Raw genomic sequence first — 25,166 nt, forward strand, 5'->3', positions numbered from 1 at the left:
CCTTCTACACAACCCGCCGCCCCGGGCGGCCCTAACCTGCGCCGTCAGGCGCGCCCCTTTCTCAAAAACTGCCGCGAAGCGGCCACCACAACCCTCGGGCCAGGGGCCCGTCAAACCTAAGAACCTTTGGGCCCGAAGGACCCATCAATCTTAAGAACCCTCACACCGCAGGCGTGTCCATCGCCCCCCTTCGGGCGATGGTCCCCCGGTTTCAAAATCCTTTTTGATAATCATTATGGGTTATGATAAAATATAAAAGTCATCATTTATTTCTGATAAAAAGTATGATAATGCATATATGAGAGGCGATTTTTATGGCACATTGCAATGAAAACTATTTAAATCTTCAGGGGGCTTATCTGTTCGCCACAGTGAGACAGAAGCAGAATGCCTATGTGGAAGCACATCCCAATGCGGATATTATTTCTCTGGGCATCGGGGACGTGACCCAGCCCCTGGCTCCTGCTGTCATTGAAGCTATGCACAAAGCTGTAGATGAAATGGCCCATATGGAAACTTTCCGCGGTTATGGTCCCGAACAGGGTTATCTTTTCCTGAGAGAAGCCATTGCCAAGCATGATTTCAAAGACCGGGGCTGCGATATCTCCCCCGATGAAATCTTCGTCAGCGACGGTGCCAAGTGCGATACCGGCAATATGCAGGAAATCTTTGCAGAATCCGATGTTGTGGCTGTTACGGACCCGGTATATCCGGTGTATGTGGACAGCAATGTCATGGCCGGCAGAAGCGGCAAGTTTGTGAATGGTTCCTATGAACGGCTGGAATACCTGCCATGCTATGAAGAATGCGGTTTCAAAGCAAACCTGCCATCCCATGATCCCATGATTATTTACCTCTGCTCTCCGAACAACCCCACCGGTGCTGCACTGAATAAGAAGGACCTCACCATGTGGGTGAAGTATGCAAAGCAGACAGGCTCTGTCATTTTCTTCGATGCTGCCTATGAAGCCTTCATTACGGAAGACGACATTCCCCACAGTATTTATGAAATCGAAGGAGCCAAGGAAGTGGCCATTGAGTTCCGCTCCTATTCCAAAACTGCCGGCTTCACCGGTGTACGCTGTGGTTACTGCGTAGTGCCGAAGGAACTGATGCTGGAAACAAAATCCGGTGAAAAGGTTTCTGCCAATGCCCTCTGGGACCGCCGTCAGTGCACCAAGTTTAACGGCTGTTCCTACATTGTACAGAGAGGCGCCGAAGCCATCTATACAGAAGAAGGACAGAAAGAAATCCAGGCAACCCTCGATATTTACAGAAACAATGCCAGAGTCATCCTGGAAGGTGTGAAGGAAGCCGGTCTTACTGCCTGCGGCGGCGTGAACAGTCCTTATGTATGGCTGTCTGTGCCGAAGGGCATGACCAGCTGGGAATTCTTTGACTATCTTCTGAATGAAGCCCAGATCATCTGCACCCCGGGTTCCGGTTTCGGACCCTGCGGCGAAGGCTATGTACGCCTGACATCCTTCAACACACCGGAACTGACGAAGGAAGCTGTGGAAAGATTGAAAAAGGCTGTCAAGAAGCTGGAAAAATAAACTGGTTTTGGGAGTAGAAATCTACCGTCCGTCCTGGGGGGTAGATTTCTGCCTGTTTAAGAATGTAAGGAGTTCTCATGAGTACAAATCTGCAGATTGGCATTGTGGGCCTTCCAAATGTAGGGAAGAGCACCCTTTTCAATGCCATCACAAAAGCCGGTGCCGAAGCGGCCAATTTCCCCTTCTGCACCATTGAACCGAACGTTGGGGTAGTGGAAGTGCCGGACCATCGCATTTACGACCTGGCAGCCATGTTCAAGCCCAAGAAGACTACACCCGCCTTCACAAGGTTCGTAGACATTGCAGGCCTGGTGGCCGGTGCATCCAAAGGGGAGGGCCTGGGCAACCAGTTCCTCAGCCATATCCGTGAAACCGATGCCATTGCCCATGTGGTCCGCTGCTTTGAAGATGGAAATATTACCCACGTGGAAGGTTCCATTGACCCCGTAAGGGATATGGATATTATCAATACAGAACTTTGCCTGGCAGATCTGGAAAGTGTGGACAAGAAGAAGACGAAAACTGCAAAACTGGCTCAGGCAGGCATCAAGCAGGCCAAGGTAGACCTGCCGGTTTTGGAAAAGGTGTACGATGCACTGCAGAACGGCACTCCCGCCAGAGCTCTCACCCTTTCAGAAGATGATCTGGAAGTGCTGAAAGAACTGAACCTCATTACCTTAAAGCCGGTACTTTACGTACTCAACATGGCAGAAGAAGATATTGCCGATCCCCTGGCCAACAAATTCGTCCAGGCAGCCAGCGCAGAAGCAGAAAAAGAAGGGGCCAAATGGGTTCCTATTTCCGCAGAAATCGAAGAAGAAGTGTCTGAACTGGACGGTGAGGAGGCCAAAGCCTTCCTGGAAGATCTGGGAGAAGAAGAGCCGGGCCTGAACCGCCTCATCCGCACAGCCTATTCCATGCTTGGACTGATTAACTTCTTTACCGTAGGCCCTGATGAATGCCGCTCCTGGACCGTAAGGGCAGGCACCAAGGCGCCGAAGGCTGCCGGAAAGATTCACTCTGACATTGAAAGGGGCTTCATCCGCGCAGAAATCGTTTCCTACGATGACCTTATGGCCTGCGGCTCCTACAATGCAGTCCGTGAAAAAGGGCTTCTTCGGGTAGAAGGCAAGGATTACATCATTCAGGACGGAGATATCGCTTATTTCCGCTTTAATGTATAAAAAGAGAAAGGAAAAAGACCGGCTGGTGCCGGTCTTTTTTGCAAATCATGGAAAGAATATATAAAAAACTGGTGGAAGGAAAATTTCTGGACCGGCCCAACCGCTTTGTATGCCATGCAGAAGTGGCAGGAGAAAAAGTGCTCTGCCATATGCCCAATCCCGGCCGCATGCGGGAACTTCTCTTTCCCGGCGTGACACTCTACATGACGCCTAATAGAAAAGGCCTGCGCACTGCCTATCGGGTAGTGGGCTGCGATAAAGAAGGCCGCATCATTTATTTGGACACCACCAGAGCCAACGATGCAGCGGCCTTTCTGATTCAGCACCATAAGATTCCGGGCTGGGAAAACTGTTTCCTGGCAGGAAGAGAGGTGACCATGGGAGACAGCCGCTTCGATCTTCTTTTAGGCGATGAAGAAACGGGAGAAACCTTTCCGGTGGAAGTGAAATCCTGCAGCCTCAGCGGCAGGCATGGCGCCATGTTTCCCGACGCTCCCACGGAAAGGGGCATGAAACACCTGACCCACCTGGTAGATATGGCAAGGGCAGGGGAGCATGCCGGACTTCTGGTGCTGGTCCATGATGGAAATGCCCGCTGGTTTCTGCCAAACTATCATACGGACCTCTCCTTCTCCGAAGAATTCAGGCAGGGCCTGGATCTCCTGGATTGGAAAGCCTGCGCCATACCCTGGACAAAGGACTTTCTCATGCCTGAAACAGTGCGCCTCATCCCCACGTCCAAGGAAGCGCTGGACAAAGAAATGGGAAATGCCGGAGATTATATGATCATTCTCCAGCTGGAGGAAGACAAAATGATTTCCGTAGGAAGTCTGGGAGATATCCATTTTCCCAAAGGCTTCTACGTTTACGTAGGATCGGCCAGAAAAAATCTGGACCAGCGCATAGCTCATCACAGAGCCCTTCGGAAAAGACGGCACTGGCACATGGACTACCTGAGAAGCGCCTGCCGCTTCGTGGGCGCCATCCCCATCCGTACCAGAGAAGACCTGGAACACAAACTGGCCCACGCTCTCTCCGAAATCGCCGGCTGGACCATAGAAAACTTCGGCTGTACCGACTGCCGGTGCCGCTCCCATCTCTTTGGATTTGCTGAAAACCCCATGCACGAAAGGGACTTCGTGAAAATAGAAGAAGATTTTGAAATCAACAGACTGGACCGGTATTTTTAAAAAGCTGCCGCCCACAGGCCCATAGGACCTGTCAGCGGCAGCTTTCTTAAGGGAAATACTGATTCATTTATGAAGTTTGCTTTTATATAAGAATCTGTATGCAGCGATGCATCATGAGTCTGACAAAAGACCTGCGGTGTTCCTTCATAAAAAGGGAGGAACTACCCCGGCTCATCATTGGTTCTCTTTTACTTCTTCCGTTCTGTCTTTCCTGTATTTGATAGAAAAGAATATGAATGCCGCTGTGGCTGCCACAAATCCGGCCAGGGCAGTGAGCTGGGCGCTCTTAAGTCCCAGGGCCAGAGTTCCGTAGTCTCCCCTGAAGTTTTCCAGGAAGAAGCGGAGAAGGGAATAAAGCATGATGTAGAGGCAGAAGGTGGTACCTCTGGCATGTTTGAAGCAGGAGTACCAGAGGAGCAGACCCAGAATGATAAGATCTCCCTGGCATTCCCAGACTTCCGCTGGCCACAGGGGCTGGGCGCCGTAGGTGTGGTAGGCCAGAGTGGTGGAGGGGTAGAGGATGCCGAAGTCAGCCCCTGTGGGATGACCAAAAGCATCGCCGTTCATGAAATTGGCAATACGGCCGATGGCCTGGCCGAAAATGATGGCCGGGGCAATGATGTCAGCGAATGGGAGCACCGGAATGTGCCTTTTCCTGAGAAAAATATAGCCGGCCACACAAGCGAAAATGACGCCTCCCTGAATGGCCATGCCTCCCTGCCATACATAGGGGATTTCCAGCAGATGGTTGTGGTAGTAATCCCAGTCAAAAAAGAACACATCCCACAGCCTGCCGCCGATAATGCCTACGAAGGCGATGGTGAGGCCCAGGTCAAACATGCATTCATGCCAGCCCCGGCCGTCCTTTTTCAGAAAATAGTAGGCCATGATACAGCCAAATATGATGCCTAATGAAAAAAAGATACCATAGAAGCGGATGGGAAATCCGCCGATGAATGTAACATACTGATGCATAGAAAATCTCCTTTTCCAAAAGACCTGTCAGATTGAGGCCTTTTTCTTTTTATACTATTATACAATAGTCTGCAACAGCAGAAGGAAGAGCCCTTTATAGGGCCGGATACATCTTCAGGTTTATCGTTTTATGTATAGAGTGTTTCGATTTGTAACTAATGAAACAATTATTAGCGAATGTCCCGAAACATTATATATTAATCTAATAGAACGCTCACAATAAAAATCTTTTATACCCATAGGGGGTATAGGTAAGGCTGATTTTTTAATCGATTTTTTAATATAGAACCTGATGAATGTAAGATGTCAATTTATGAGAAACTATCGATAAAATAGGGATTTAATCCGAATGAAAGCAAGAACATAGTTCATAATTAAACAATAATAATTAAAATCAAACTAATATAAATCTTTTATTTCTTATAGAAAGCACTTGAAATCACCAAATTTCATGGTATGATGATTATAGAAATTTTAAGTTCCAAGAAAGAACTTATGTCAGCTGCTTCAAGGAAAAATAATAATAACATCAAATTTCCATCATAACAACAATAATAAAGAGTAAAAAGCAGCTTTTTTGTTTGTTTTTCTTTTCATTTTTGGGAGGAACCATCATGAGAAACTGTGTATTAATTATTGAGCATGACCCCAGTGTGAGCCGTTTCATGCAGCTGAAGCTGGAAGAAGCGGGATTCACCAGCATGATTGACAATACCGGCGATTCTGCCGTAGACCTGGCAGGACAGAGACAGGCAGACGTTGTTATTCTTGATCCCGACGAACCTATGAAGAATGGCCATGAGATTCTTGGAAAGATTCGGGAAATCAGCCCTATCCCCGTTATTTATCTTTCTTCTGACAACAGCGTGGATGCCAAGGTAAAAGCCCTGAACGCAGGGGCTGATGACTATCTGACAAAGCCCTATGCTACCAGGGAACTGGTGGCCCGGATTCATGCGGCTCTGCGCCGTCACGAAGAACCTAAGATTATCGTGGATCCTGCATTCACCATCGGCGATCTTTCCATTTATCCCGATCGTCACGAAGTGAGGGCCGGGGATGAAGCCATCGACCTGACGAAAAAAGAGTTTGACCTGCTCCTTTTCCTGGCCAAGAACAAGAACCGTGTCATTAAGAGAGAAGAAATTCTTGAAAAAGTTTGGGGATACGGCTACGCAGGCAAGACGAATATTGTAGATGTATATATCCGCTACCTCAGAAGCAAGATCGATGAAAAGGTAGGCAAGAAATATATTCATACGGTCCGTGGCATCGGCTACGCAGCCCGGGACTGAATCTATGATTAAACAAGTCATTGTAGTGGAAGGAAAGTCGGATATTGCCCGGGTGGGTATGGCGGTAGACGCCGATATGATTGCTACTGAAGGCTTTGCGCTGAAAAAGACAACCATTGAAAAAATCCGTTATGCCTATGAAAAAAGGGGGATTATCATCCTTACGGACCCCGACGGGCCGGGTGAACGGATCCGGCAGCGCCTTTCCAAACTGTTTCCCAAAGCCCTTCATGCCTTCGTGCCTAAATCAGAAGCTTCTACGGAAGATGATGTGGGCATAGAAGACGCTTCACCGGAATCCATCCGGAAAGCGCTCCAAACGCTCCGAATTCTCTACCAGGATGATTTCGGACTCTTTTCAGTATCCGATTTATTTGCTGCCGGTCTTGCGGGAAATCCGGACTCTTCTCTCAAAAGGGCCAGGGTAGGTGCGATTCTCGGCATAGGCTATGGAAACGGAAAACAGTTTGTGAAACGGCTGAACCATTATGGAATTACCCGTGAAGAATGGGACAGGGCACTGCAAATGTGCCGGGAGGACGCCTGATGCTGGAAGCCAATCTTGCAGACCGCCAGGTAGTGCAGTATGTGATCCGCCGTTTCGGCATCCATGCCAAACATAAGCTGGGACAGAATTTCCTTATCCGCCCTGACGTGGTAGCTGCCATTGCGGAAGCAGCAGAACTGGGAGAAAATGTGCCTGTCATGGAAATCGGTGCCGGCATAGGCACTCTTACCCAGGCTCTGGCCGAGACAGGTGCTGATGTGACTGCTTTCGAGCTGGATAAAAGTCTGGAAAGAGTTCTGTCCCATACTCTGGAACATTACAAAAATATCCATATCATTTATGAGGATGTGCTGAAAGCCGATTTGAAGACTATCCTGGGGGATAAGGACTGGCGCTGCGCCGCCAATCTGCCTTACTATATCACTACTCCCATTCTCCTTTCTCTCATCCAGTCGGACCTGCCGATTTCTCTTTTTGTATTCATGATGCAGAAAGAAGTGGCAGACCGTATCCTGGCCAAACCGGGCTCCAAAGATTACGGCGCCCTGACCATCGCCGTGAATTTTGACTGCACGGCGGAAAGGGTGCTTGATATCCCGCCTTCTGCCTTCATACCAAGGCCCCAGGTGACCTCCACGGTTCTCAAAATCCGAAGGAGAGAAAAGCCGGCGGTAGAAGTAAAGGATAGAAAACTCTTTTTCTCCCTTGTCAAAATGGGATTCGGACAGCGGCGTAAAGTATTTACCAACGCCATGAAATCCGGCGGCATTCCTGCCGACTGGATACCTGAAATCCTGGAAAAAGCAGATATTGATGGCAAAAGGAGGGGCGAAACTTTCTCCATGGAAGAATACGCCCGCCTGGCAGATGCCTGGTATGATAAGATTCATGAATAGAACAAAGGGACTGTGAAAATATCAACCATTTTTCACAGCCCTTTTTTTATGGGGCCTGCCTTTTCTGACATGACCATGGCGAGAGGTACCGGAGGGGCGGGGGAAAGGATGGTCCCCGCTTTCTGCAGAAGCGTTCAAGGAAGGATGACAGGCGGTTTTGCCGCCCTTTTCTTTTATGACTTATAAATTTGAGTGGGAAACATAAACCCAATGGCCGAAGGCCTTTGGAGGAAAGACAAGGACCTTTGCCTTTTCTCAGGCCCCAATAGATACCTTTACAAACACCGGTACCGGCGCTATAATAAAATCAACGCAGGGAAAGAGAATACCTTTTCCTTATGCCTTTAGAGAAAAGACGGCTGGTGAAAGTCTTGGCAGAAGGGGGAGTTTCCACTCAGGAGCGGCCGGTGAGGAACCGGACGGCTGGTGACCGATACGAACTATGAGCTGGCTTTTGCAAATTGGGTGGCACCGCGATAACTTCGTCCCATGGAGGGGTGAAGTTTTTTTATTTTCTTGCTTATATGCCGGAAACCGGCAAATTTGATACAGGGAGAGATAGTTATGTTAGACATCAAATTTATTCGTGAACATGCTGACGAGGTTAAGCAGAATCTGGTGAACCGTCACAATCCCTTTGACCTGGATAAGGTGTTGGAACTGGACGGAAAGAGAAGGGAACTTCTGCAGGAAACGGAAGCGCTGAAGAGTGAGAAGAATGCAGAATCCAAGAAAATTGCCCAGGCAAAGAAGAATGGGGAAGATGCTTCTGATGCCATTGCTTCCATGAGAGAAGTAGGCAGGAAGATCAGTGCTATTGACAAGGAACTGGGAGAAGTGGAAGGTACACTGAATGAGCTGCTCCTTCATATTCCAAACATGGCTGACAAAACTGTTCCGGTAGGCAAGGATGACAGCGAAAATCCGGAAGTCCGCCGTTGGGGCGAAATTCCGAAATTCGATTTCCCCATCAAAGCTCACTACGAACTGGGTGATGAACTTGGGATTCTGGATGCTGAAAGAGCCGGCAAGGTATCCGGCGCCCGCTTCTATTTCTACCTTTCCGGCGCTGCCCGTCTGGAAAGAGCAGTATACAATTTCATGCTGGATCTCCACACGAAAGAAAATGACTATACCGAAGTGATTCCGCCTTATATCATCAACGGCAAATCCATGCAGGGCACCGGCCAGCTGCCGAAGTTTGCCGAAGATATGTACAAGGTGGAAGGGGAAAACATGTATATGACTCCAACTGCTGAAGTACCGCTGACCAACTATTTCTCCGGTGAAATCCTGGATGGTGATATGCTTCCGGTCCACCTCACCGCCCTCACTCCCTGCTTCCGCAAAGAGGCAGGTTCTGCCGGCAAAGATACCCGCGGCCTCATCCGTCAGCATCAGTTCCATAAAGTGGAAATGGTGAAGTACTGCAAACCGGAAGACAGCTGGGATGAACTGGAATCCCTTACGGCAGAAGCAGAAAAGGTGCTGCAGCGTCTGAAACTTCCTTATCATGTTGTATGCCTGTGCACCGGCGATATCGGTTTCTCCTCTGCCAAGACCTATGATCTTGAAGTATGGATGCCGGCACAGAACAAGTACCGTGAAATTTCTTCCTGCTCCAACTGCCTTGATTTCCAGGCACGCCGTGCCAACATCCGTTTCCGCCGCACACCGGGTGCTAAGCCGGAATTCGTACACACCTTAAACGGCTCCGGATTGGCTGTAGGCAGAACTGTAGCTGCCATTATGGAAAACTACCAGCAGGCAGATGGAACCATCAAGGTTCCGGAAGCTCTTGTTCCCTACATGGGCGGTATCACCGTGATCGGCAAGAGAAACGGTTTCCCCAGCTCCAAACCTGCTGCAAAAGAAAATAAATAAAATACGGAAATGAAAAATCCCTGCCTTCGGGCGGGGATTTTTTTAATACTAGTTGAGCATAAGGCGGCAGCAGGCGCCTTTGAATGAAGGAACCGACTATGCGGCCTGCATCCGCGTCACATGTTATACAAAAAAGACCGCTTGGCGGTCTTTTTTGTATCTATCAACTATTTATCATTGTAAATAGATTCCAGTGTCATAGGCAAATCGTTATTCACACCTTTGCTCAGGATGAACTGTCCTACATCCAGCACGCCGGTGCGGAAGCCTGATTCACAGCCTCTCAGGTAAATATCCCAGAGCCGTTTGAATTTTTCGTCATACACAGGCGGCAGGCTGTCCTTGTGGGCATTGAATGCTTCGGCCCAGCAATGGAGTGTCTTGGCATAATGGCGGCGGAGGCTTTCAAAGGCAATCAGCCGAAGACCGAAGAGAGGGAAGGTGGATACGGTTTCACGAATGCCGGGAACGTAGCCGCCGGGGAAGATGTACTTGGTCATCCAGTTATTCGTCTGTTTTTCCTGGGGGTCCATGTTGAGAATGGAGTGAAGCATGAAGAGTCCGCCGGGCTTTAAGAGGTTGGACACTTTATTAAAATAGAGGGGCAGGTACTTCTTGCCTACGTGTTCGAACATGCCGATGGATACGATTTTATCAAACTGGTATGCATCACTGTCCAGATCCAGGTAGTTTTCCAGAATGACTTCTGCTTTGCCATCCAGTCCTTCTTTATGAATCCGTTCTTTAGCTGTTTTGTACTGATCTTCCGACAGGGTAATGCCGTAAGCATGAATGCCGTATTTCTTGGCAGCATAGATAATGAGTTCTCCCCAGCCGCAGCCGATATCCAGAAGGTTTTCTCCCGGCTTCAGAAACAGCTTTCTGAGGGACAGGTCGATTTTATTCATCTGGGCTTCATACAGGCTGTCGTCTTCATGTTTGAAATAAGCGCAGGAATAGGTTTTCGTGGCATCCAGGAAGGAATCGAAAAGATCATTTCCCAAATCATAGTGGGCGTGGATGTTTGATTTTTCCCGCTTTTCCTCTTCCTCTATCATTTTCTGGCGAAGGGCGCCCAGATGGTAGGGGAGTTTCACCGGATCCTTCTGAAAGGCGGTGGCAACGATATCGTCCAGGTTTCCTTCAAAATCCACAATACCGTCCACATAGGCGGATCCAATGAGTACATCCAGGTCTTCTTTCAGTTCCGATGGAGAGAATGTGGGTTCCTGTTTGAAAATAACTTTAAACTTTGGAGGGGTTGAACCATAGCTTTTTTCCGTACCATCCCAGAAACGAACGGTAAAGCCGCCCTTTTTCCATAATTGCAGAGCCATGTTAAGTGCTTCCTTTTTAAACATAAGGCACCTCCTGATTTAAACTTTATTACTTAATTCTATTATATCACTTTACAGGAGGAATGGTTACAGTGCTTCGATAAAAATGGTTATGGCACGATGGCAGCTGTATATAGTATAATTTAAACAGGGAAAGGACTTGACTTTCTCTTCTACGCATATGGTAAGGAGGTGGGGCCATGAAACAGCATTTTAAAACTTTGCTTTTTCTCCTGCCCTTTTTTCTTTCTTTCGTAATGCCGGTTTCTGCCTTTGACGGTGCTGATGCTGCGGGGCTGATTAAAAACCCCATCATTGAAACGGTGCTGGCTGCGGTGATTCTGATTTCCATTGCTGCTGAAATTAAAACGGCCGGCTTTTCCGGCGGCGCTCTGGCGGCTGCCATTGCCGGATGTATTCTTATCGGAGCCAACTGGTATGAGGAGAAAAGTTTCTTCTGGGAATTTATTCTTTACTTTGGCGGTCTGGTACTCATTTTTCTGGATATTTTTCTTCTCATGTCCGGCGCCGGCATACTATGCGGACTGGTACTGGTCTTAGGGGGCCTGTTCCTCACCTTTGGCGGTGACATCACAGCCCTTTATATCCTGTCTTTTTCCATTCTGGCATCGGCAGTGGGTCTCTATTTCATTCTGGGCCATCTGGAAGGCAGCCGTTTATGGAAGAAATTGACTCTTCATACGGAACTGAGAGGAAGCAGGGGCTTCGTCTCTTCCTCCGGCAGCCTGAAGGGGCTGGTGGGGAAAAAAGGCACAGCCTTTTCTGTACTCCGGCCTTCCGGGAAAGTGAATGTGGAAGGACAGATGGTGGATGCCCTGTCGGAAGGCACTTTTATTCCCGCCGGAAGGGCTGTCATGGTCGTTAAGGCAGAATCCGGGTATGTGGTGGTGAAAGAAGTATAACCGGTCCATGAAATTTAATTTCATTATATAAATCAGGAGGCATATATGGAACTCATGATATTTCCTTTTTTGATTCTCGTTATAGCTGCGGCTGCTCTTTCTGTATTTCTCCACTTCGTACCTCTGGGGCTGTGGATTTCCGCCCTGGCCGCAGGAGTCAATATTTCCCTCTTCAATCTGGTAGGCATGCGTATCCGCCGGGTGGAACCTCGGATGATCGTGCTGCCCCTCATCAAGGGGACCAAGGCAGGGCTGGACTTGAATGTGAATCAGCTGGAAGCCCATTACCTGGCCGGCGGCAACGTGGATAATGTGGTAGATGCCCTGATTGCTGCCCACCGCGCCCAGATTGATTTGTCCTTTGAGCAGGCCGCTGCCATTGATTTGGCAGGAAGAAATGTGCTCGAAGCCGTGCAGATGAGCGTAAATCCCAAGGTCATTGAAACGCCTACCATTTCCGCGGTAGCTAAAAATGGCATTGAGCTGAAGGTGCGCGCCCGGGTTACAGTGCGGGCCAATATTGACCGGCTTGTAGGCGGCGCTGGGGAAGCGACCATTATTGCCCGGGTAGGGGAAGGAATTGTCACCACCGTAGGTTCTGCGGAAAAGCATACAGATGTGCTGGAAAATCCGGACCACATTTCCCAGACAGTACTGGAGAAAGGGCTGGATTCGGGCACTGCTTTTGAAATTCTTTCCATTGATATTGCCGATGTGGATGTAGGCAGAAATATTGGCGCCCAGCTGCAGACAGATCAGGCAGAAGCTGATAAGCAGATAGCCCAGGCAAGGGCGGAAGAAAGAAGAGCCATGGCTGTGGCTAAGGAACAGGAAATGAAAGCCTATACCCAGGAAATGCAGGCCAAGGTAGTGGAATCGGAAGCTGAAGTGCCTAAAGCCATGGCCGAAGCTCTGCGGAGCGGCCATTTGGGAGTTATGGATTATTACAACCTGAAAAATATAGAGGCTGATACGGATATGCGGGGCAGCATTGCCGGACATGAAGTCAAAGGAAAGTGATTAATTCACAAAGCCTGCTTTCGGAAGAAATTTCCTGGCACTGGAGCGTCATGGAATTCCTTGAGCAGGCCCCTGTTTCTGCTGCCTGAAAATTCAGTCATGACGGCAGTCAAGGAATGGAATCCTTTCTTTTATGAGAAGAAGGCTGTCATAAGGAGGACCTATGGAACATCCAGATCTCAAAGGCTATGATTATGAAAAGGTAAGGGAAAAGATGCTCCGTTCCTGGGGGAAGACCACCGGAGCAGTCCCTGAAAAGAAAGAGAAAACAGACAAGGAAGTTCAGCCTGAAAAGAAATTCTTTAAAGTTAAAAATAAATCTGTTAAAATAAAGACAGGAAGTAATGATTTAACGACAGGAAGCGAAGACCTCACCAGGGAAAAGAGGAAAACTTTCTCTGTTAAAAAGCAGGAATTGAAAGGAAGAAATTCTTCCGTCTTCACTTCTTCCTTCAAACAGAGTTTAAAGCAGGGGAATCCCGGAATGAAAGAACATGCCGGTGCCACTGAAAAAGCCGCTTTTCCTGGACCGATTCCGGACCTCAGGCAATGGGTCATCTATGATGCCCTGTTTGGTCCGGCCCGGTGCAGAAGACCATGGAAGCCTTTTAAATAAAAGAGAAAGAGTTGATTGCGTTGGATACCTATAAAGAAAAATTATACGGGAAAATACTATGGGAATGTTACCGATCAAAGCTGTATATCATTTTTTTATCCCTCGTTTATGTGCTTGTCAGTGCAGCCGCTGTGATTTTTGCTATATCTCACAACACCAATCATGGACTGATATTCTATTTCATTGCTGCCCTGGTGGTTGCGTTATCCCTTTGGCGTATCAATCGCGTTCACAATCCGGTGGCCCTCATCTGTGAGAAAAAACTGCTGGTAGCTGTGCCATGGTCTTTCATAAACTCGGATTATCATATTTCTTTCCGTGCTTTCTATATGCCTGTAGAATATAACGAAGTGGCCGGCGTTTCTCATAACTGGAGCCAGCTTTATATCGGTGCCCGGATTACCGGCGGCCTGGTGGCCCTTCCGGTACAGCTTTCCTACGTTTCCCTGGGCGATAAGGCAGACTTCCAGAACTGGGTGGAACGGAAACAGGAAGAAGTCATGGAAAATACATAAAACCATGAAAAGGAGCTGCGATACGCGGCTCCTTTTTTTATCTTTCTGCAGGCCTGGGCTGAAGGCAGATGCAATCCGCTGTACCAGCGTTCTTTTTATTTGTCAGGGAACCGCTGCAGCCCTCATATCCTTGACACTCTATTTTCTTCATCCCTTTACATTCCACTGTCCGTATGATAGGATAGTCCTAGTTTATGACTAATGAGGTGATTGATAAATGGCTGCAAAGATTACGTATACCATTCAGGATGTATTAGGTGATTTGTCCGTGGCTGCCAATGGCTGGAAAAAAGAGCTGACCTACACGAGCTGGAACAACCGGGACGAGAAGTTTGATCTTCGCTCTTGGAACCCGGACCATTCAGCTATGACCAAAGGAATTACTCTGACAAAGGAAGAAATTCTGAAGCTGAAAGACATTCTGAATGACATAGATTTTGATAAGTATTAATAGTCAAATAACTGCGGTCCATAGAAGGAAGGCTCTCCGAAAGGAGAGTCTTTTGGTATATATGGAATATTTTAGGTGCTCCTTTTTTGATTTAGAAAGCATGCAAATCCAGAAAATACTGATTTTCTGAACATACACAAACTTTCAAGAGGTGAATTTTTCTATGACATTTCTATTTTCCGGTCCTAACGGGGACAGAACTAAAAGAGCTTTTATGGCAGGACTGGTGGGCCTTCTGGTGAACCTTATGCTGGGTGTCTTCAAAATACTGGCAGGCTGGCAGAGTGGTTTCCTTTCCGTCATGGGCGATGGATTCAATAATATTACCGACATGGGTTCGGTGGTGCTTCTCATGATGACCTTTTACTATGCCGCCAAGCCGTCGGATAAAGAACATCCTTTTGGACACGGCAGGCTGGAGTATATCAACTCCACTGTCATGGCGGCAGTGATCCTCTATGTAGGAATCACCCTTCTGGTGGAATCGGTACAGAAGATTATTCATCCCAGAAATACGGAATTTACTGTTTTTGTCGCCATTATTCTTGTCATTGGCCTTCTGGCCAAATTGTTTCTGGCCTGGTGGTATAAAAGGGCAGGGGAGAAGATAGGTTCCAAAGCCTTCGAAGCCTACAGCGCCGACTCTTTATCCGACACTCTTTCCACCAGCGGCGTACTGGTGGCCACACTGGCGGAATATTTCTTCGGCATCCGGATCGATGGTATTATGGGCTGTCTCATGTCCCTTTTCATTCTGTGGACGGGATACGGTATCATGAAAAATGCGGTGAACTCCATCCTTGGCGCTACTCCTGACAAGGAAGTTTACAGGAAAATTAAGGAATGCATTCTTTCCTGCCCCGGCGTGTATGGTGTCCATGACCTGATCGTTCATGATTACGGCCCGGAAAACCACTTCGCCACGGCCCATGTGGAGCTTGACAGCAGCCTGAACCTGGTAGAAAGCCATGAACTGGCAGAAAACGTAATGACTACCCTGCGGGATAAACTGAATGTGCAGGCTACCATTCACGCAGACCCGAAAGCCGTATCTAATCCAAGGGAAGCAGAGTACAGAAGAGACCTGGAATCGGCCATTTACAGGACAAGGCTTCCTCTTTCCTATCATGATTTCTTTGTGGAAGAAAAGAAAGGGGAAATCCACCTGTCCTTTGAACTGGCATTGACAGGCCCCTGCAAATTGAAAGATAAAGAGATTTATGATGAGATCTGCAGCCATCTGAAGGCCATCAACCCTGAATATACAGTGGAAACCATGGTGGACAGAAACTTTATCAGCGGCAAATTATATGGATGGGATGAAGAGGAAGTCAAAGAAATTGCCGGTAGAAATAAGGACAAGTAAGGGGATAGGGACCTGTAGAAGTGACATATTCAGAAACCGCGACGGTAAATCCTTTAGAACCATCTATTGAACTCTCTGCATCTTTTTCATATGAAGCTGTCTTACCACTGTCTGATATGGGAAACTCTCTTTTTCAGAAATTTTTCATGATTTCTGTATAAATTATGTATACAATTTGGTATAATAATTACTACGAAAAGTTTGTTATGAGCCCATAAGCGGCAGATCGTCATATACCGGAGTTCAATTCCGGGTAAAAGTGGGATTCAAGAGAGTATATAAAGAGGGATTTATAAGATGCCGGAAAAAATTTTAAGAGGAATATTCATATTGCTCTTTACCGTTCTTGGCATCGTTCTTTCCAGGCAGGGAGAAACCGTTTTGGCGGCGCTTCTTCCCAATTCGGTGTTAACGGAAACCATTCTGGGCGTAACGTTCATGTCTCTGGGAGCGATGCTGGTAGGAGGGATACTGGGAGCCATTGTGGGCTGCTTTATTTCTCCCTATCTGAACAGGAGCCTTTTTGCCTTTACTTCCAGGGTAGAAAAGTCCCTGTCCTCCATGTCGGTACAGGACCTGGTGGCTGGCACCCTGGGCCTTTTCCTGGGCCTTATCATTGCCAACCTGGTGGGATTGGCTTTTATCAGCGTGCCTTATATCGGACCTTATGTATCCGTAGCCCTGAGCATCATCCTCGGTTACCTGGGTATGCATCTGGCGGTAAGCAAGAAATCGGAAATGGCCAGCTGGTTCCATTTCCATTCAGAACCGGAACGGAAAAAGAATAAGGATAAAAAAGACGGAAAGCTTCTGGATACCAATGTGATTATCGACGGCAGGGTGGCGGATATTTATCGCACCGGCTTTCTGGAAGGTCCTATTTATGTGCCTGTATTTGTACTGGAAGAACTGCAGAAAATTGCAGACTCTTCTGATGTGCTGAAAAGGAACCGGGGCCGCCGGGGACTGGATATACTGAACCACATGAAAAAGAACAGCAGGGACTTCCATATCATTACCGATGATTTCGAGGAAATGAACGAGGTGGATTCCAAGCTGGTCAAGCTGGCCCGTGCCAAAGGATATAAAATCGTAACCAATGATTACAACCTGAACAAGGTGGCAGAGCTGCAGGGGGTCAGTGTACTGAACATCAATGACCTGGCCATTGCAGTGAAGCCTGCCGTCATTCCCGGTGAACAGCTCTTTGTGCAGCTGGTCAAGCAGGGAAAGGAAGAAGGGCAGGGCGTAGCTTACCTGGAAGACGGTACCATGATCGTGGTGGAAAACGGCAGTTCCTGCATTGGCAGGGAAGTGCCCGTTATTATTACATCAGTCCTGCAGACCTCTGCAGGCAAAATGATTTTTGCAAAGCTGGACTCCAATGATTAATTCGCTCATACTGGTGGCTGCGGGAAACGGAAGCCGCATGCAGGCATCCCTGAATAAGCTGCTTCTTTCCTGCGCAGGCCATCCTCTCATTTATTACACCTTAAAAAATGTATTCCAGAGCCGCCTTCTTTCGGAACTGGTCATTGTTACCAAGCCCGAGGAAAAGCCGGTTTTTGAATCCATTGTCGATTCCATTCCCCATTCCATCCGTGTCATGTTTGCTCCCGGCGGCAGTGACAGGGCAGGGTCCGTGAGGAATGGATTTCACATGATTTCAAAAAAATCAGATAAAGTTCTTGTCCATGACGGAGCCCGCCCGCTGGTAGATGGTAAGACCATCGATGATGCTTTCACTGCCATCAGCCGGGAAAATCCGGCGGTGGCCGTGGGCGTTCCCTGTATTGATACCATTAAAAAGGTAAAGGGAAATACCATTGTGGAAACACCGGAGCGGAGCAGTCTTTTCCGGGCCCAGACGCCCCAGGGCGCTCTGACCGGACTTTTCCATCGGGCGGTGGAATTTCTGTCCCGGGGCGGCAGCTTCACCGATGATGCTTCCGTGCTGGAACAGCTCGGCGTGCCGGTGAAACTCATTCCGGGGAAGGAGCGGTTCTTTAAAGTGACGACGCCGGATGATATGGATCGCCTGGAGCAGGCTCTCCGGAAAGACCGCTGCCCTTTCCGCATCGGGCAGGGCTATGACGTGCACCGCTTTGACGAAGAAAGGCCCTTGATTTTGGGCGGCATCCGTATTTCCGAAAAAGGAGGCCTTCTTGGCCACTCCGATGCGGACGTACTTCTTCATGCCATTATGGATTCCCTTCTGGGGGCCTGCGGCCTTCCTGATATCGGCCATTATTTCCCCGATACCGATGACCGGTTTACAGGAGCTGACAGCAGCCGCCTTCTTATGGAAGTGAAGAGAATCATTGAAGATGAAGGGTACATGGTGGGGAATATCGACAGTACCGTCATCGCTGAAAAGCCCAAACTGGCCAAATACATACCGGCCATGAAAGAAAAAATTGCCGGTATTTTGGATATCTTGCCTGGTGATATAGGCATCAAAGCAACAACCAATGAAAAGATGGGAGCCATCGGCCGCCGTGAAGGCATAGCCGCCATGGCATCATCCATCGTATGCAGGAGGAGTTAATTTATGGAAAAGAAACTGAAAGTTCGTTTTGCTCCAAGCCCTACAGGCCCGTTCCACATCGGCGGCGCCCGTTCCGCTTTATTCAACTGGCTGGTGGCCCGCCATGCAGGCGGCACCTTCCTGGTCCGCATTGAAGATACAGACCTGAAACGTTCCTCCCGGGAATCGGAAGAAAATATTAAAGACTCCCTGAAATGGCTGGGCCTTACCTGGGATGAAGGCATTGACGTTGGCGGTGAAAACGGCCCTTATCGCCAGACCGAACGCCTTGACATTTATAAGAAAGAAGTACAGCGCCTCCTTGACGAAGGAAAGGCCTACTACTGCTACTGCACCGAAGAAGAACTGGAAGAAAGCCGCAAGAAGCAGGTGGCTGCAGGACAGACACCGGTGTATGACGACCACTGCCGTCACCTGACGGAAGAACAGGTGGCTCAGTACAAAGCAGAAGGCAGAAAACCGGTTATCCGCCTCAAAGTCAGAAAAGACGGCGTCTTTGCCTTTGACGATATGGTAAGAGGCCATGTGGAATTCCAGGCATCCGGCGTAGGCGATTTCATTATTGTCAAATCTGATGGCATTCCGGTGTACAACTTTGCCGTGGTGATCGATGATTCCCTCATGGGCGTGACCCACGTTATCCGTGCCGAAGAACACCTGTCCAACACACCCCGTCAGCTTGCCATTTATGAAGCACTGGGCTATCCGATTCCGAAATTCGGCCATATTTCCCTTATCCTTGGCGCCGATCACAAGAAGATGAGCAAGCGCCACGGTGCTACCTCCGTAACGGAATACAGAAATATGGGCTACCTGCCTGATGCCATGGTAAACTACCTGGCCCTTCTCGGATGGGCTCCCAAGGGCGAACAGGAAATCTTCACCAGGGACGAACTGATTAAACAGTTCTCCATGAAACGGGTTTCCTCCAACGATGCCGTTTTCGATATCGAAAAACTGAACTGGATTAACTTCCAGTATATGAAGAAACTCTCTCCGGAACAGCTGCTTGACCTGACCCTGCCTTTCATTGAAAAAGCAGGATACGTAAAAGCGCCGCTGTCTGCTGAACAGAAAGACTGGCTTACCAGGGTAGTTTGGTACGTCCGTGATCATCTTTACTACGGCGCCCAGGCTCCGGAAAATGTCAAACTCTTCTTTGAAGACCTGCCGGAAGTGACTGACGAAGAAACCCTGTCCATTATGAAACAGGAAACCAGCGGCAAAATCATCACCGCCTTCGCCGACGCACTGGAAAAGCTGGAAACCTTTGACGAAGCATCCATCAAGAAATGCTTCTCCTCTCTCATGAAAGAAACCGGCATCAAAGGCAAGGCAGCCTTTGAACCGGTCAGAATCGCTTTGACCGGTGTCACCCACGGACCGGGCCTTTATGACATGATCGCCCTCTTCGGACGGGAAAAGACCCTCTCCCGCTTGAGAGACAGCCTCAAATACTGCTGAAATCCATAAGAAAAGCTCCGGATTTTCCGGGGCTTTTTTGTTGTGGGGAAAAGGCCGGACGGTCTGACTACCAGACGGCAGATGTGCCCTGGGAAGGGCAGTGTAGCTGTCACTGCTTCATAGGATGCAAAGGTCTCCCTTTTTTCCGCAAATCCAGTTACCCCTGTGACTCCAGCTTCCTGCTGCCTTTAGGAGATAAGGGAAATGCAGAGTCCCTGACCTCTACCCTTAAACCTTCTGAAGCCTCTATCATAATATGGTATAATAAAGCCGATAACTCAAAATACGAGGAAAGTGTTGGACTATGAACATAAAAAGATCAAAACTGATACTGGCCGCCGGTCTCCTGGGGGCGTCCCTTCTCTTTGCCGGCTGCGGAAACAGTCTGGATGACCAGTTTGTCTTCGGGCGGAACCGCATTCACTGTGATAACCAGACCATTACCGTATCCACTCCTTTCGAGCTTGTTTCCAACGGAAAGCAGGTGGATCTGGGTGATAAGGGAGCTTCTGTGGTGAAGGCGGAAGGCCATAACAGCCATCTGCAGATTCTTGTGACCGGAGAAAAAGTGACTGCCGACATGAATGAAAAGGTTCTCATCTCACAGGCCCGGAATGTGCTGAAAAGCAATTCTTCTCTTTCCAATGTAAAGTTTGACAGCCAGGATGTGAAGATTGGAAATCTGGATGGTAAGAAACTGACCTTTACCTTTACGGAAACGAGCAGGGGCAAGAGTACGGATCTCACAGTGGATGAGTATATTTTTACCCAGAAGAATACGGTATGGCGGGTCATTTACCAGTACCGTACCGCCGATTCCATCGGAAAGGCTTTGGCTGAAAGAGTGGCTGGAAAAATCGCCCTGGGAAGCGAGTTCTAAAATCATAAGTCTTAAGGCACCTGAGAAATGTTTCCGCTTTTCTGCAGGCTGCTGGAGACAGAGGGGCTTAGTCACTCTGACTTTGTGATTTTTACCGCTAGCCCCGAATTTTCCCCGGGACCGTCAAACTTTGGAATCTTCGCAGCCGAAGCTGGGAAGATCCGATCACCTTTAATCTATAGGAGCTGTTACCATGCATTTTTCCAAGGGATTTTTCCCGCTTCTTCTTTTTCTGGCAGCCGGTGCTTTAATCGGCGGTATTTTGGGCCAGGTCATGGAAGGAGTTAATTTTGTGGGCCTTATGCCTTATCTGACCCAGACTTTTGAAATTTTCGATTTGAAGGATATCTTCCTGAATTTGGGCATCATCCAGTTTCATTTCGGCCTCCGGTTTGCACCGAATTTGATCAGTATTGCCGGTATTCTGATAGCTGCATGGCTGTACAAGAAATTTTAATTTCATAAGCATATCAATGATTGTTCCGCAATGAGGTGAAAATCATGTTGATACGGGAAATGCGAAGCGAAGATAAACCAAGAGAGCGATTCCAGATTTCTCCCCGCCTTGCCAGTAATACGGATCTGGTAGCCATTCTTCTGCGTACCGGCAGGCAGGGCCATTCGGTTATGGAAATTGCAAAAGAAGTGGTAGATCTTCTGGAGCGGGAAACGGGTATCAACGGCTATGAAGACCTGAACTGGCGGGATCTCACTGATATCAAGGGCATAGGGCCTGACAAGGCTGTCACCATCTGCGCTGCGGTGGAACTGGGGCGCCGGCTTTCTCTTATCTGCGATAAGCGGAAGCTGGTCAGTTTCAGCGCGCCGGATAAAGTGGCAGCCTTTTTTATGGAAAAACTGCGTCACGAAAACCAGGAACACTTCGTCACGGCCTATGTGAATGTGAAGAATCGCCTTCTGGGATATCGCATGATTACGAAGGGAAATCTGAACGCTGCGCCGGTGGATATAAAGGAAGCCCTGAAGTGGGGCATACGGTATAAGGCCTATGGCCTCATCCTGGTTCATAACCACCCTTCCGGCTATCCGGAACCGTCAAAGGAGGACCTGGATATTACAAAAGCCTTCGCCGCCGCGGCCAAACTGCTGGACATGGAAGTACTGGACCATGTCATCATAGGAGATGGCACTTTCGTCAGCCTTCATGAAAGAGGATGCCTTTGATGGGGAAGGGCTGTGGCATTTCTGCTCTGTCTAAAACTTCCCCCGCCATGCAGAAGCCGGTGAAAGATGTTATAATGTAAATGTAATATTTCAACTGTAAAGGACAGGTGTTTATTCATGGAAGAAATGGAAAAAGGAAAAAGATATTCTGCTGAATCTAAGGGTTATGACAGCACGATTTATGAAGTCCGGTTTACTCCTGTGATGGAACGGCCTGAATATCAGGAAGGACCGACCAGGGAAGCTCTGGAGAAGCTGCAGAAGGCCATGGCGGAAAAGGATTTTGAAAAGTACGTGAATAACGGCCTTATCCGCGTGACTTTTGACAGCGGACGGCTTCTTCTCATTGCGAAATCAGAAATCTACAGGACCATGCTTTACGGACCTTTCTTCGGCGTTATCTGCAAAGCTTTTGATGTAGATAATTTCCGCGTGGTAAGTCAGGTTAACGGATATTAATATCATCCATGCCAATGAGGGCTGTGAAAAAATGGTAATCATTTCTTCACAGCCCTTTTCAATGGCTTCCTTTTCAGTAAATGACAGTCAGCTGCCCGCCGGCATCGTCATCTCGAGCGGGGGGAACCTGCCGGTATGGGGCAAAGATTTTGGGCTCTAATGAAACGCAGAGCCGAGAGATCTCCTGCCACCCTGGGGCTTGCCACATTTCGGAGTGAGATTTCTCCACTCCGCAACGCTTTCGTCGAAATGACGGGAGGTGGAGTGATATCGGTGTCATTCATGCATTTCTTCACAGCCCCTTTATGTCCCGGAGAGGGGCGAAGGGAATATTTTTACCATTCATTTTTTACCTGTCATTTATCATTTACGCCGGATATTCAATGAATTTTATGTTCCTCATATAACCACTTATTTCTTAGTGTAAAATTTTACTCGGTAAGGGAATTTTTCCAGAAACAATAAAAGAGGAAAGCCTCCCCTTGAGTGGAAATGTTATAATTTCCGTGGCAAAGAATAAAACAAAGAAAGGGCTTTCCTCATGGATATTATAACAAAAACTGGAGAAATTTGGAGTGAAAATGCAATTGGTGCAGTCATTTCTCTCATTAAGGAATCTGATGACTCTATCGAGGCTGAAAGGAAGCTAACTCATTGGCTCACTGAAATGAACTGTCAGCTTATAGCTATGGCCCTGGCGCGTATTGACACTGAGCTGTATCAGATTTACAAGGCACAGGGGTGGCGTGTGGCGCGCCGGGACTCTAGGACGATTTGCTGCCGCTATGGAGAGCTGACCTATACACGAAGACTTCTGCAGAAAGAAGGGAAGAGCTTCTATCCCCTGGACTGCAAAATGGGCTTTGAGTCCAGAAAGCACTACAGCTTGGGAATGATTGAGCGGATTGTCGAGGCTGTTGCAATTACCACATCTCGCAGTGCCAGCGAACTCCTGCAAAGCCTGGCCGGGATTACCATCTCCCATCAGTCCGTTATCTCACTCAAGAACTATGCCGGCGAGAAGGCGAAGACTTATGAAAAAGCATTGGCAGAAGAGGAAAAGGTTGAAAAGCCGACACAGCCGGAAATTATAGCGATTGAAGGAGATGGAATTGTACTCAAGAACAAGGAGAAAGGCAGCGTTTCGGAAGTGCACCGCCTCCAGATATATGAGGGAGTCAGGAAAAATGGCAACAGGACAGAACTGGTAGGACTTCGCTGCTTTGCATCTACCAGCAGAAAAGAACTTTTTGCAATGGTAAGAAGCTATCTGCTTGGGCACTATGACCTGTCTAAGACCACAGTGCTGTCGAATGGGGATGGAGGGTCCGGATACCAGTTTCAGGACTTTGAGCGAATGGTAGAAGGCTGCCTGGATCACCAGCACTTCCGCGACTGCTATCATGTGCATGAAAAGATCCGGACCCGGCTCAGCTTCTGCAACAGGAAACTGATAGACCGTATTATCCGAGAACTTCACCGGACCGACAATATTATGAAACAGATTCCCGTATGGATGGACACTGCCCGGAGCTGTGCCCGGACAGAGGAGGATTTGGAGGAGGTAGACAAGCTGCAGAGCTATCTGGAGAGAAATGCCCCCTATATCCCCAGCCTGAGTCAGCGCGGCATCCATACAGAGATTCACCTGGGGACTGCAGAAACAAACCACCGGTTCTATAGCTATCGCATGAAGCGGCAGGGACGGAGCTGGTCCAGCGAGGGAATGGAGTGTATGGTTTGGGTATTGACCGCCCGGAAGAATAAAACACTTACAGCAGCTCTCCTGTACCATGCTAATGGGAAAAGCTACAAAAAGATGGATAGAGCCATGCACAAGGCTGCGGTGCAGGCAGAGCGTAAAATCGCCCAGAATGTCCGGAGTGAGGCGCAGAAGCGTAAAATGAGAAACTATAGGCCAGGATGCCTGGAGGGGCGTATAGGCGTTTATGGAGCTTCTTCTTCACCAATGGGGAGACTGGCCAGAGCTATACAGAAATACTGATTAAACCGAAGCCACGGAGATAGTAATCATCGACAGTCAAATGAATTACCGAGGAAAACTTGACACTTACCACTTATTTATAAACACTGGCAAAAATGAACTGTAAATGGTATCATTAAATTTATAGCGATGTGTATTTTTTATGGGAGAATGTTCATGAAAGCTTATATCCGTATCAAACATACCGGGGAGTTTTATGATCCCAGCTGTTATTATGCCTATACCGGCTGCAGGGAACTGGAAATTCCTGTGGTGAAGTACAAGGCGGTGTATTCTCTTACGGATAATGAGCCGGATGATCCGGTGGTGGGGACAGTTTCTGATGTGAAGGTGGCCCTTGAGCGGTTTGGCGTGAAGCTTGTGCCGCTGGATTATCCCGATGAGCTCCTTCCCTTTACAGGCCGCAAAATCTGGAAATCCACTCTCTTTACGATTACCAGCCATCCGGAGGACTGGCATGTGTTTGTGAAGCCTGTGGAGGATATCAAGCGGTTCCACGGTACGGTACTGGATAAATCGGAGGACCTTATCAAGCTGGGCGGCGGTCTGGAAGATATTGATGTATGGTGCAGCGAAAAGGTGCACTTTATTTCAGAATGGCGTCTATGGGTGCTTCATGGGGAAATACAGGGCCTGAATCCTTATAAGGGCCGCTGGGATGTATTTCCTGATGTGAAGGTGCTTCGCGAGTCTGTGAAGGCCTATAAGTCGGCGCCTGCCGGTTATGCCATTGATTTTGGCGTAACAGAAGAGGGGAGGACTCTTCTGGTAGAGGTAAGCGATGGCTATTCACTGGCCAGTTTTGGTTTGTCTCCCCGTGTATATATGAATATTCTGGCAGCCCGCTGGAAAGAACTGACTTCTGCAGTGAAGTAGCAGTATCTTTTCCGGGCCTGCATTTGGCACCGA

Annotated in this window: 24 protein-coding genes; 22 read left to right on the top strand and 2 right to left on the bottom strand. The window is 48.4% G+C overall.

Annotated features, from left to right (window positions below; translation table 11 throughout):
* The first annotated feature begins 314 nt into the window (after nucleotides 1-314).
* The 3 genes from NW747_RS07875 to sfsA all read left to right on the top strand — a co-directional run bounded on the left by NW747_RS07875 (nucleotide 315) and on the right by sfsA (nucleotide 3,930).
* A complete protein-coding gene (locus tag NW747_RS07875) occupies nucleotides 315-1,556 on the top strand; it encodes an LL-diaminopimelate aminotransferase (RefSeq protein WP_273186606.1) in 1,242 nt (413 codons plus the stop codon).
* Nucleotides 1,557-1,633: 77 nt separating this feature from the next.
* Nucleotides 1,634-2,740, top strand: coding sequence for a redox-regulated ATPase YchF (gene ychF, locus NW747_RS07880; RefSeq protein WP_273186609.1), 1,107 nt, complete (start codon nucleotides 1,634-1,636; stop codon nucleotides 2,738-2,740).
* Between the two features lie 47 nt (nucleotides 2,741-2,787).
* Nucleotides 2,788-3,930: a DNA/RNA nuclease SfsA gene (sfsA, locus tag NW747_RS07885; protein WP_273186612.1), complete on the top strand. Its 1,143-nt coding sequence runs from the start codon at nucleotides 2,788-2,790 to the stop codon at nucleotides 3,928-3,930.
* A 174-nt stretch (nucleotides 3,931-4,104) separates the two neighbouring features.
* Here sfsA and lgt read toward each other — a convergent pair whose 3' ends face one another.
* A complete protein-coding gene (gene lgt, locus NW747_RS07890; protein ID WP_273186615.1) occupies nucleotides 4,105-4,905 on the bottom strand; it encodes a prolipoprotein diacylglyceryl transferase in 801 nt (266 codons plus the stop codon).
* Nucleotides 4,906-5,519: 614 nt separating this feature from the next.
* Here lgt and NW747_RS07895 point away from each other — a divergent pair.
* The 4 genes from NW747_RS07895 (at nucleotide 5,520) to serS (ending at nucleotide 9,488) form a co-directional block, all read left to right on the top strand.
* Nucleotides 5,520-6,200, top strand: a complete 681-nt coding sequence (locus NW747_RS07895; protein WP_008859190.1) for a response regulator transcription factor — start codon at nucleotides 5,520-5,522, stop codon at nucleotides 6,198-6,200.
* Nucleotides 6,201-6,204: 4 nt separating this feature from the next.
* The gene (gene rnmV / locus NW747_RS07900) at nucleotides 6,205-6,747 is read left to right on the top strand and encodes a ribonuclease M5 (RefSeq protein ID WP_273186619.1); all 543 of its coding nucleotides are present in this window, start codon (nucleotides 6,205-6,207) and stop codon (nucleotides 6,745-6,747) included.
* Complete coding sequence (gene rsmA, locus NW747_RS07905) at nucleotides 6,747-7,604, top strand: 16S rRNA (adenine(1518)-N(6)/adenine(1519)-N(6))-dimethyltransferase RsmA (protein WP_273186621.1); 858 nt, start codon at nucleotides 6,747-6,749, stop codon at nucleotides 7,602-7,604. The genes rnmV and rsmA overlap by 1 nt, the downstream gene beginning before the upstream one ends.
* A 564-nt stretch (nucleotides 7,605-8,168) precedes the next feature.
* Nucleotides 8,169-9,488 (top strand): serine--tRNA ligase, encoded by a 1,320-nt coding sequence (serS, locus tag NW747_RS07910; protein WP_273096425.1) that lies wholly within the window; start codon nucleotides 8,169-8,171, stop codon nucleotides 9,486-9,488.
* A gap of 167 nt (nucleotides 9,489-9,655) precedes the next feature.
* Here serS and NW747_RS07915 read toward each other — a convergent pair whose 3' ends face one another.
* Nucleotides 9,656-10,849, bottom strand: a complete 1,194-nt coding sequence (locus tag NW747_RS07915; protein WP_273186625.1) for an SAM-dependent methyltransferase — start codon at nucleotides 10,847-10,849, stop codon at nucleotides 9,656-9,658.
* A 176-nt stretch (nucleotides 10,850-11,025) separates the two neighbouring features.
* On the opposite strand from NW747_RS07915, the gene NW747_RS07920 reads away from it, so the two are divergent.
* From NW747_RS07920 to NW747_RS07990, 15 genes are all read left to right on the top strand, one after another.
* Nucleotides 11,026-11,748, top strand: a complete 723-nt coding sequence (locus NW747_RS07920; protein WP_273186629.1) for an NfeD family protein — start codon at nucleotides 11,026-11,028, stop codon at nucleotides 11,746-11,748.
* Between the two features lie 45 nt (nucleotides 11,749-11,793).
* Nucleotides 11,794-12,768, top strand: coding sequence for a flotillin-like protein FloA (gene floA, locus NW747_RS07925; RefSeq protein ID WP_273186632.1), 975 nt, complete (start codon nucleotides 11,794-11,796; stop codon nucleotides 12,766-12,768).
* Nucleotides 12,769-12,931: 163 nt separating this feature from the next.
* A complete protein-coding gene (locus NW747_RS07930) occupies nucleotides 12,932-13,384 on the top strand; it encodes a hypothetical protein (RefSeq protein WP_273186635.1) in 453 nt (150 codons plus the stop codon).
* Nucleotides 13,385-13,515: 131 nt separating this feature from the next.
* Nucleotides 13,516-13,899, top strand: coding sequence for a hypothetical protein (locus NW747_RS07935; RefSeq protein WP_148363688.1), 384 nt, complete (start codon nucleotides 13,516-13,518; stop codon nucleotides 13,897-13,899).
* 217 nt (nucleotides 13,900-14,116) lie between these two features.
* Complete coding sequence (locus NW747_RS07940; protein ID WP_008859180.1) at nucleotides 14,117-14,350, top strand: YdbC family protein; 234 nt, start codon at nucleotides 14,117-14,119, stop codon at nucleotides 14,348-14,350.
* Nucleotides 14,351-14,513: 163 nt separating this feature from the next.
* Nucleotides 14,514-15,716: a cation diffusion facilitator family transporter gene (locus NW747_RS07945; RefSeq protein ID WP_273186638.1), complete on the top strand. Its 1,203-nt coding sequence runs from the start codon at nucleotides 14,514-14,516 to the stop codon at nucleotides 15,714-15,716.
* Between the two features lie 297 nt (nucleotides 15,717-16,013).
* Nucleotides 16,014-17,108, top strand: a complete 1,095-nt coding sequence (locus tag NW747_RS07950; protein WP_008859178.1) for a PIN/TRAM domain-containing protein — start codon at nucleotides 16,014-16,016, stop codon at nucleotides 17,106-17,108.
* Nucleotides 17,101-18,264 (top strand): 2-C-methyl-D-erythritol 4-phosphate cytidylyltransferase, encoded by a 1,164-nt coding sequence (gene ispD / locus NW747_RS07955; protein ID WP_273186641.1) that lies wholly within the window; start codon nucleotides 17,101-17,103, stop codon nucleotides 18,262-18,264. Before NW747_RS07950 ends, ispD begins: the two co-directional genes overlap by 8 nt.
* A gap of 3 nt (nucleotides 18,265-18,267) precedes the next feature.
* Nucleotides 18,268-19,728 carry a glutamate--tRNA ligase gene (gene gltX / locus NW747_RS07960; RefSeq protein WP_273186644.1) on the top strand — a complete coding sequence of 487 codons (1,461 nt, stop codon included), beginning with the start codon at nucleotides 18,268-18,270 and terminating at the stop codon, nucleotides 19,726-19,728.
* Nucleotides 19,729-20,032: 304 nt separating this feature from the next.
* Nucleotides 20,033-20,608, top strand: a complete 576-nt coding sequence (locus NW747_RS07965; RefSeq protein ID WP_273096401.1) for a hypothetical protein — start codon at nucleotides 20,033-20,035, stop codon at nucleotides 20,606-20,608.
* 193 nt (nucleotides 20,609-20,801) lie between these two features.
* Nucleotides 20,802-21,065: a DUF4321 domain-containing protein gene (locus NW747_RS07970; protein ID WP_008859174.1), complete on the top strand. Its 264-nt coding sequence runs from the start codon at nucleotides 20,802-20,804 to the stop codon at nucleotides 21,063-21,065.
* Between the two features lie 44 nt (nucleotides 21,066-21,109).
* Nucleotides 21,110-21,793 (top strand): RadC family protein, encoded by a 684-nt coding sequence (radC, locus tag NW747_RS07975; protein WP_273186648.1) that lies wholly within the window; start codon nucleotides 21,110-21,112, stop codon nucleotides 21,791-21,793.
* Nucleotides 21,794-21,910: 117 nt separating this feature from the next.
* Nucleotides 21,911-22,252 carry a hypothetical protein gene (locus tag NW747_RS07980; protein WP_273186651.1) on the top strand — a complete coding sequence of 114 codons (342 nt, stop codon included), beginning with the start codon at nucleotides 21,911-21,913 and terminating at the stop codon, nucleotides 22,250-22,252.
* Nucleotides 22,253-22,793: 541 nt separating this feature from the next.
* Nucleotides 22,794-24,257 carry an ISLre2 family transposase gene (locus NW747_RS07985; RefSeq protein WP_273186357.1) on the top strand — a complete coding sequence of 488 codons (1,464 nt, stop codon included), beginning with the start codon at nucleotides 22,794-22,796 and terminating at the stop codon, nucleotides 24,255-24,257.
* Between the two features lie 156 nt (nucleotides 24,258-24,413).
* Nucleotides 24,414-25,133 carry an ATP-grasp domain-containing protein gene (locus NW747_RS07990; RefSeq protein WP_273186653.1) on the top strand — a complete coding sequence of 240 codons (720 nt, stop codon included), beginning with the start codon at nucleotides 24,414-24,416 and terminating at the stop codon, nucleotides 25,131-25,133.
* Nucleotides 25,134-25,166 lie beyond the last annotated feature (33 nt).

Source organism: Dialister succinatiphilus (assembly GCF_928721695.1).
GTDB lineage: Bacteria > Bacillota > Negativicutes > Veillonellales > Dialisteraceae > Dialister > Dialister succinatiphilus.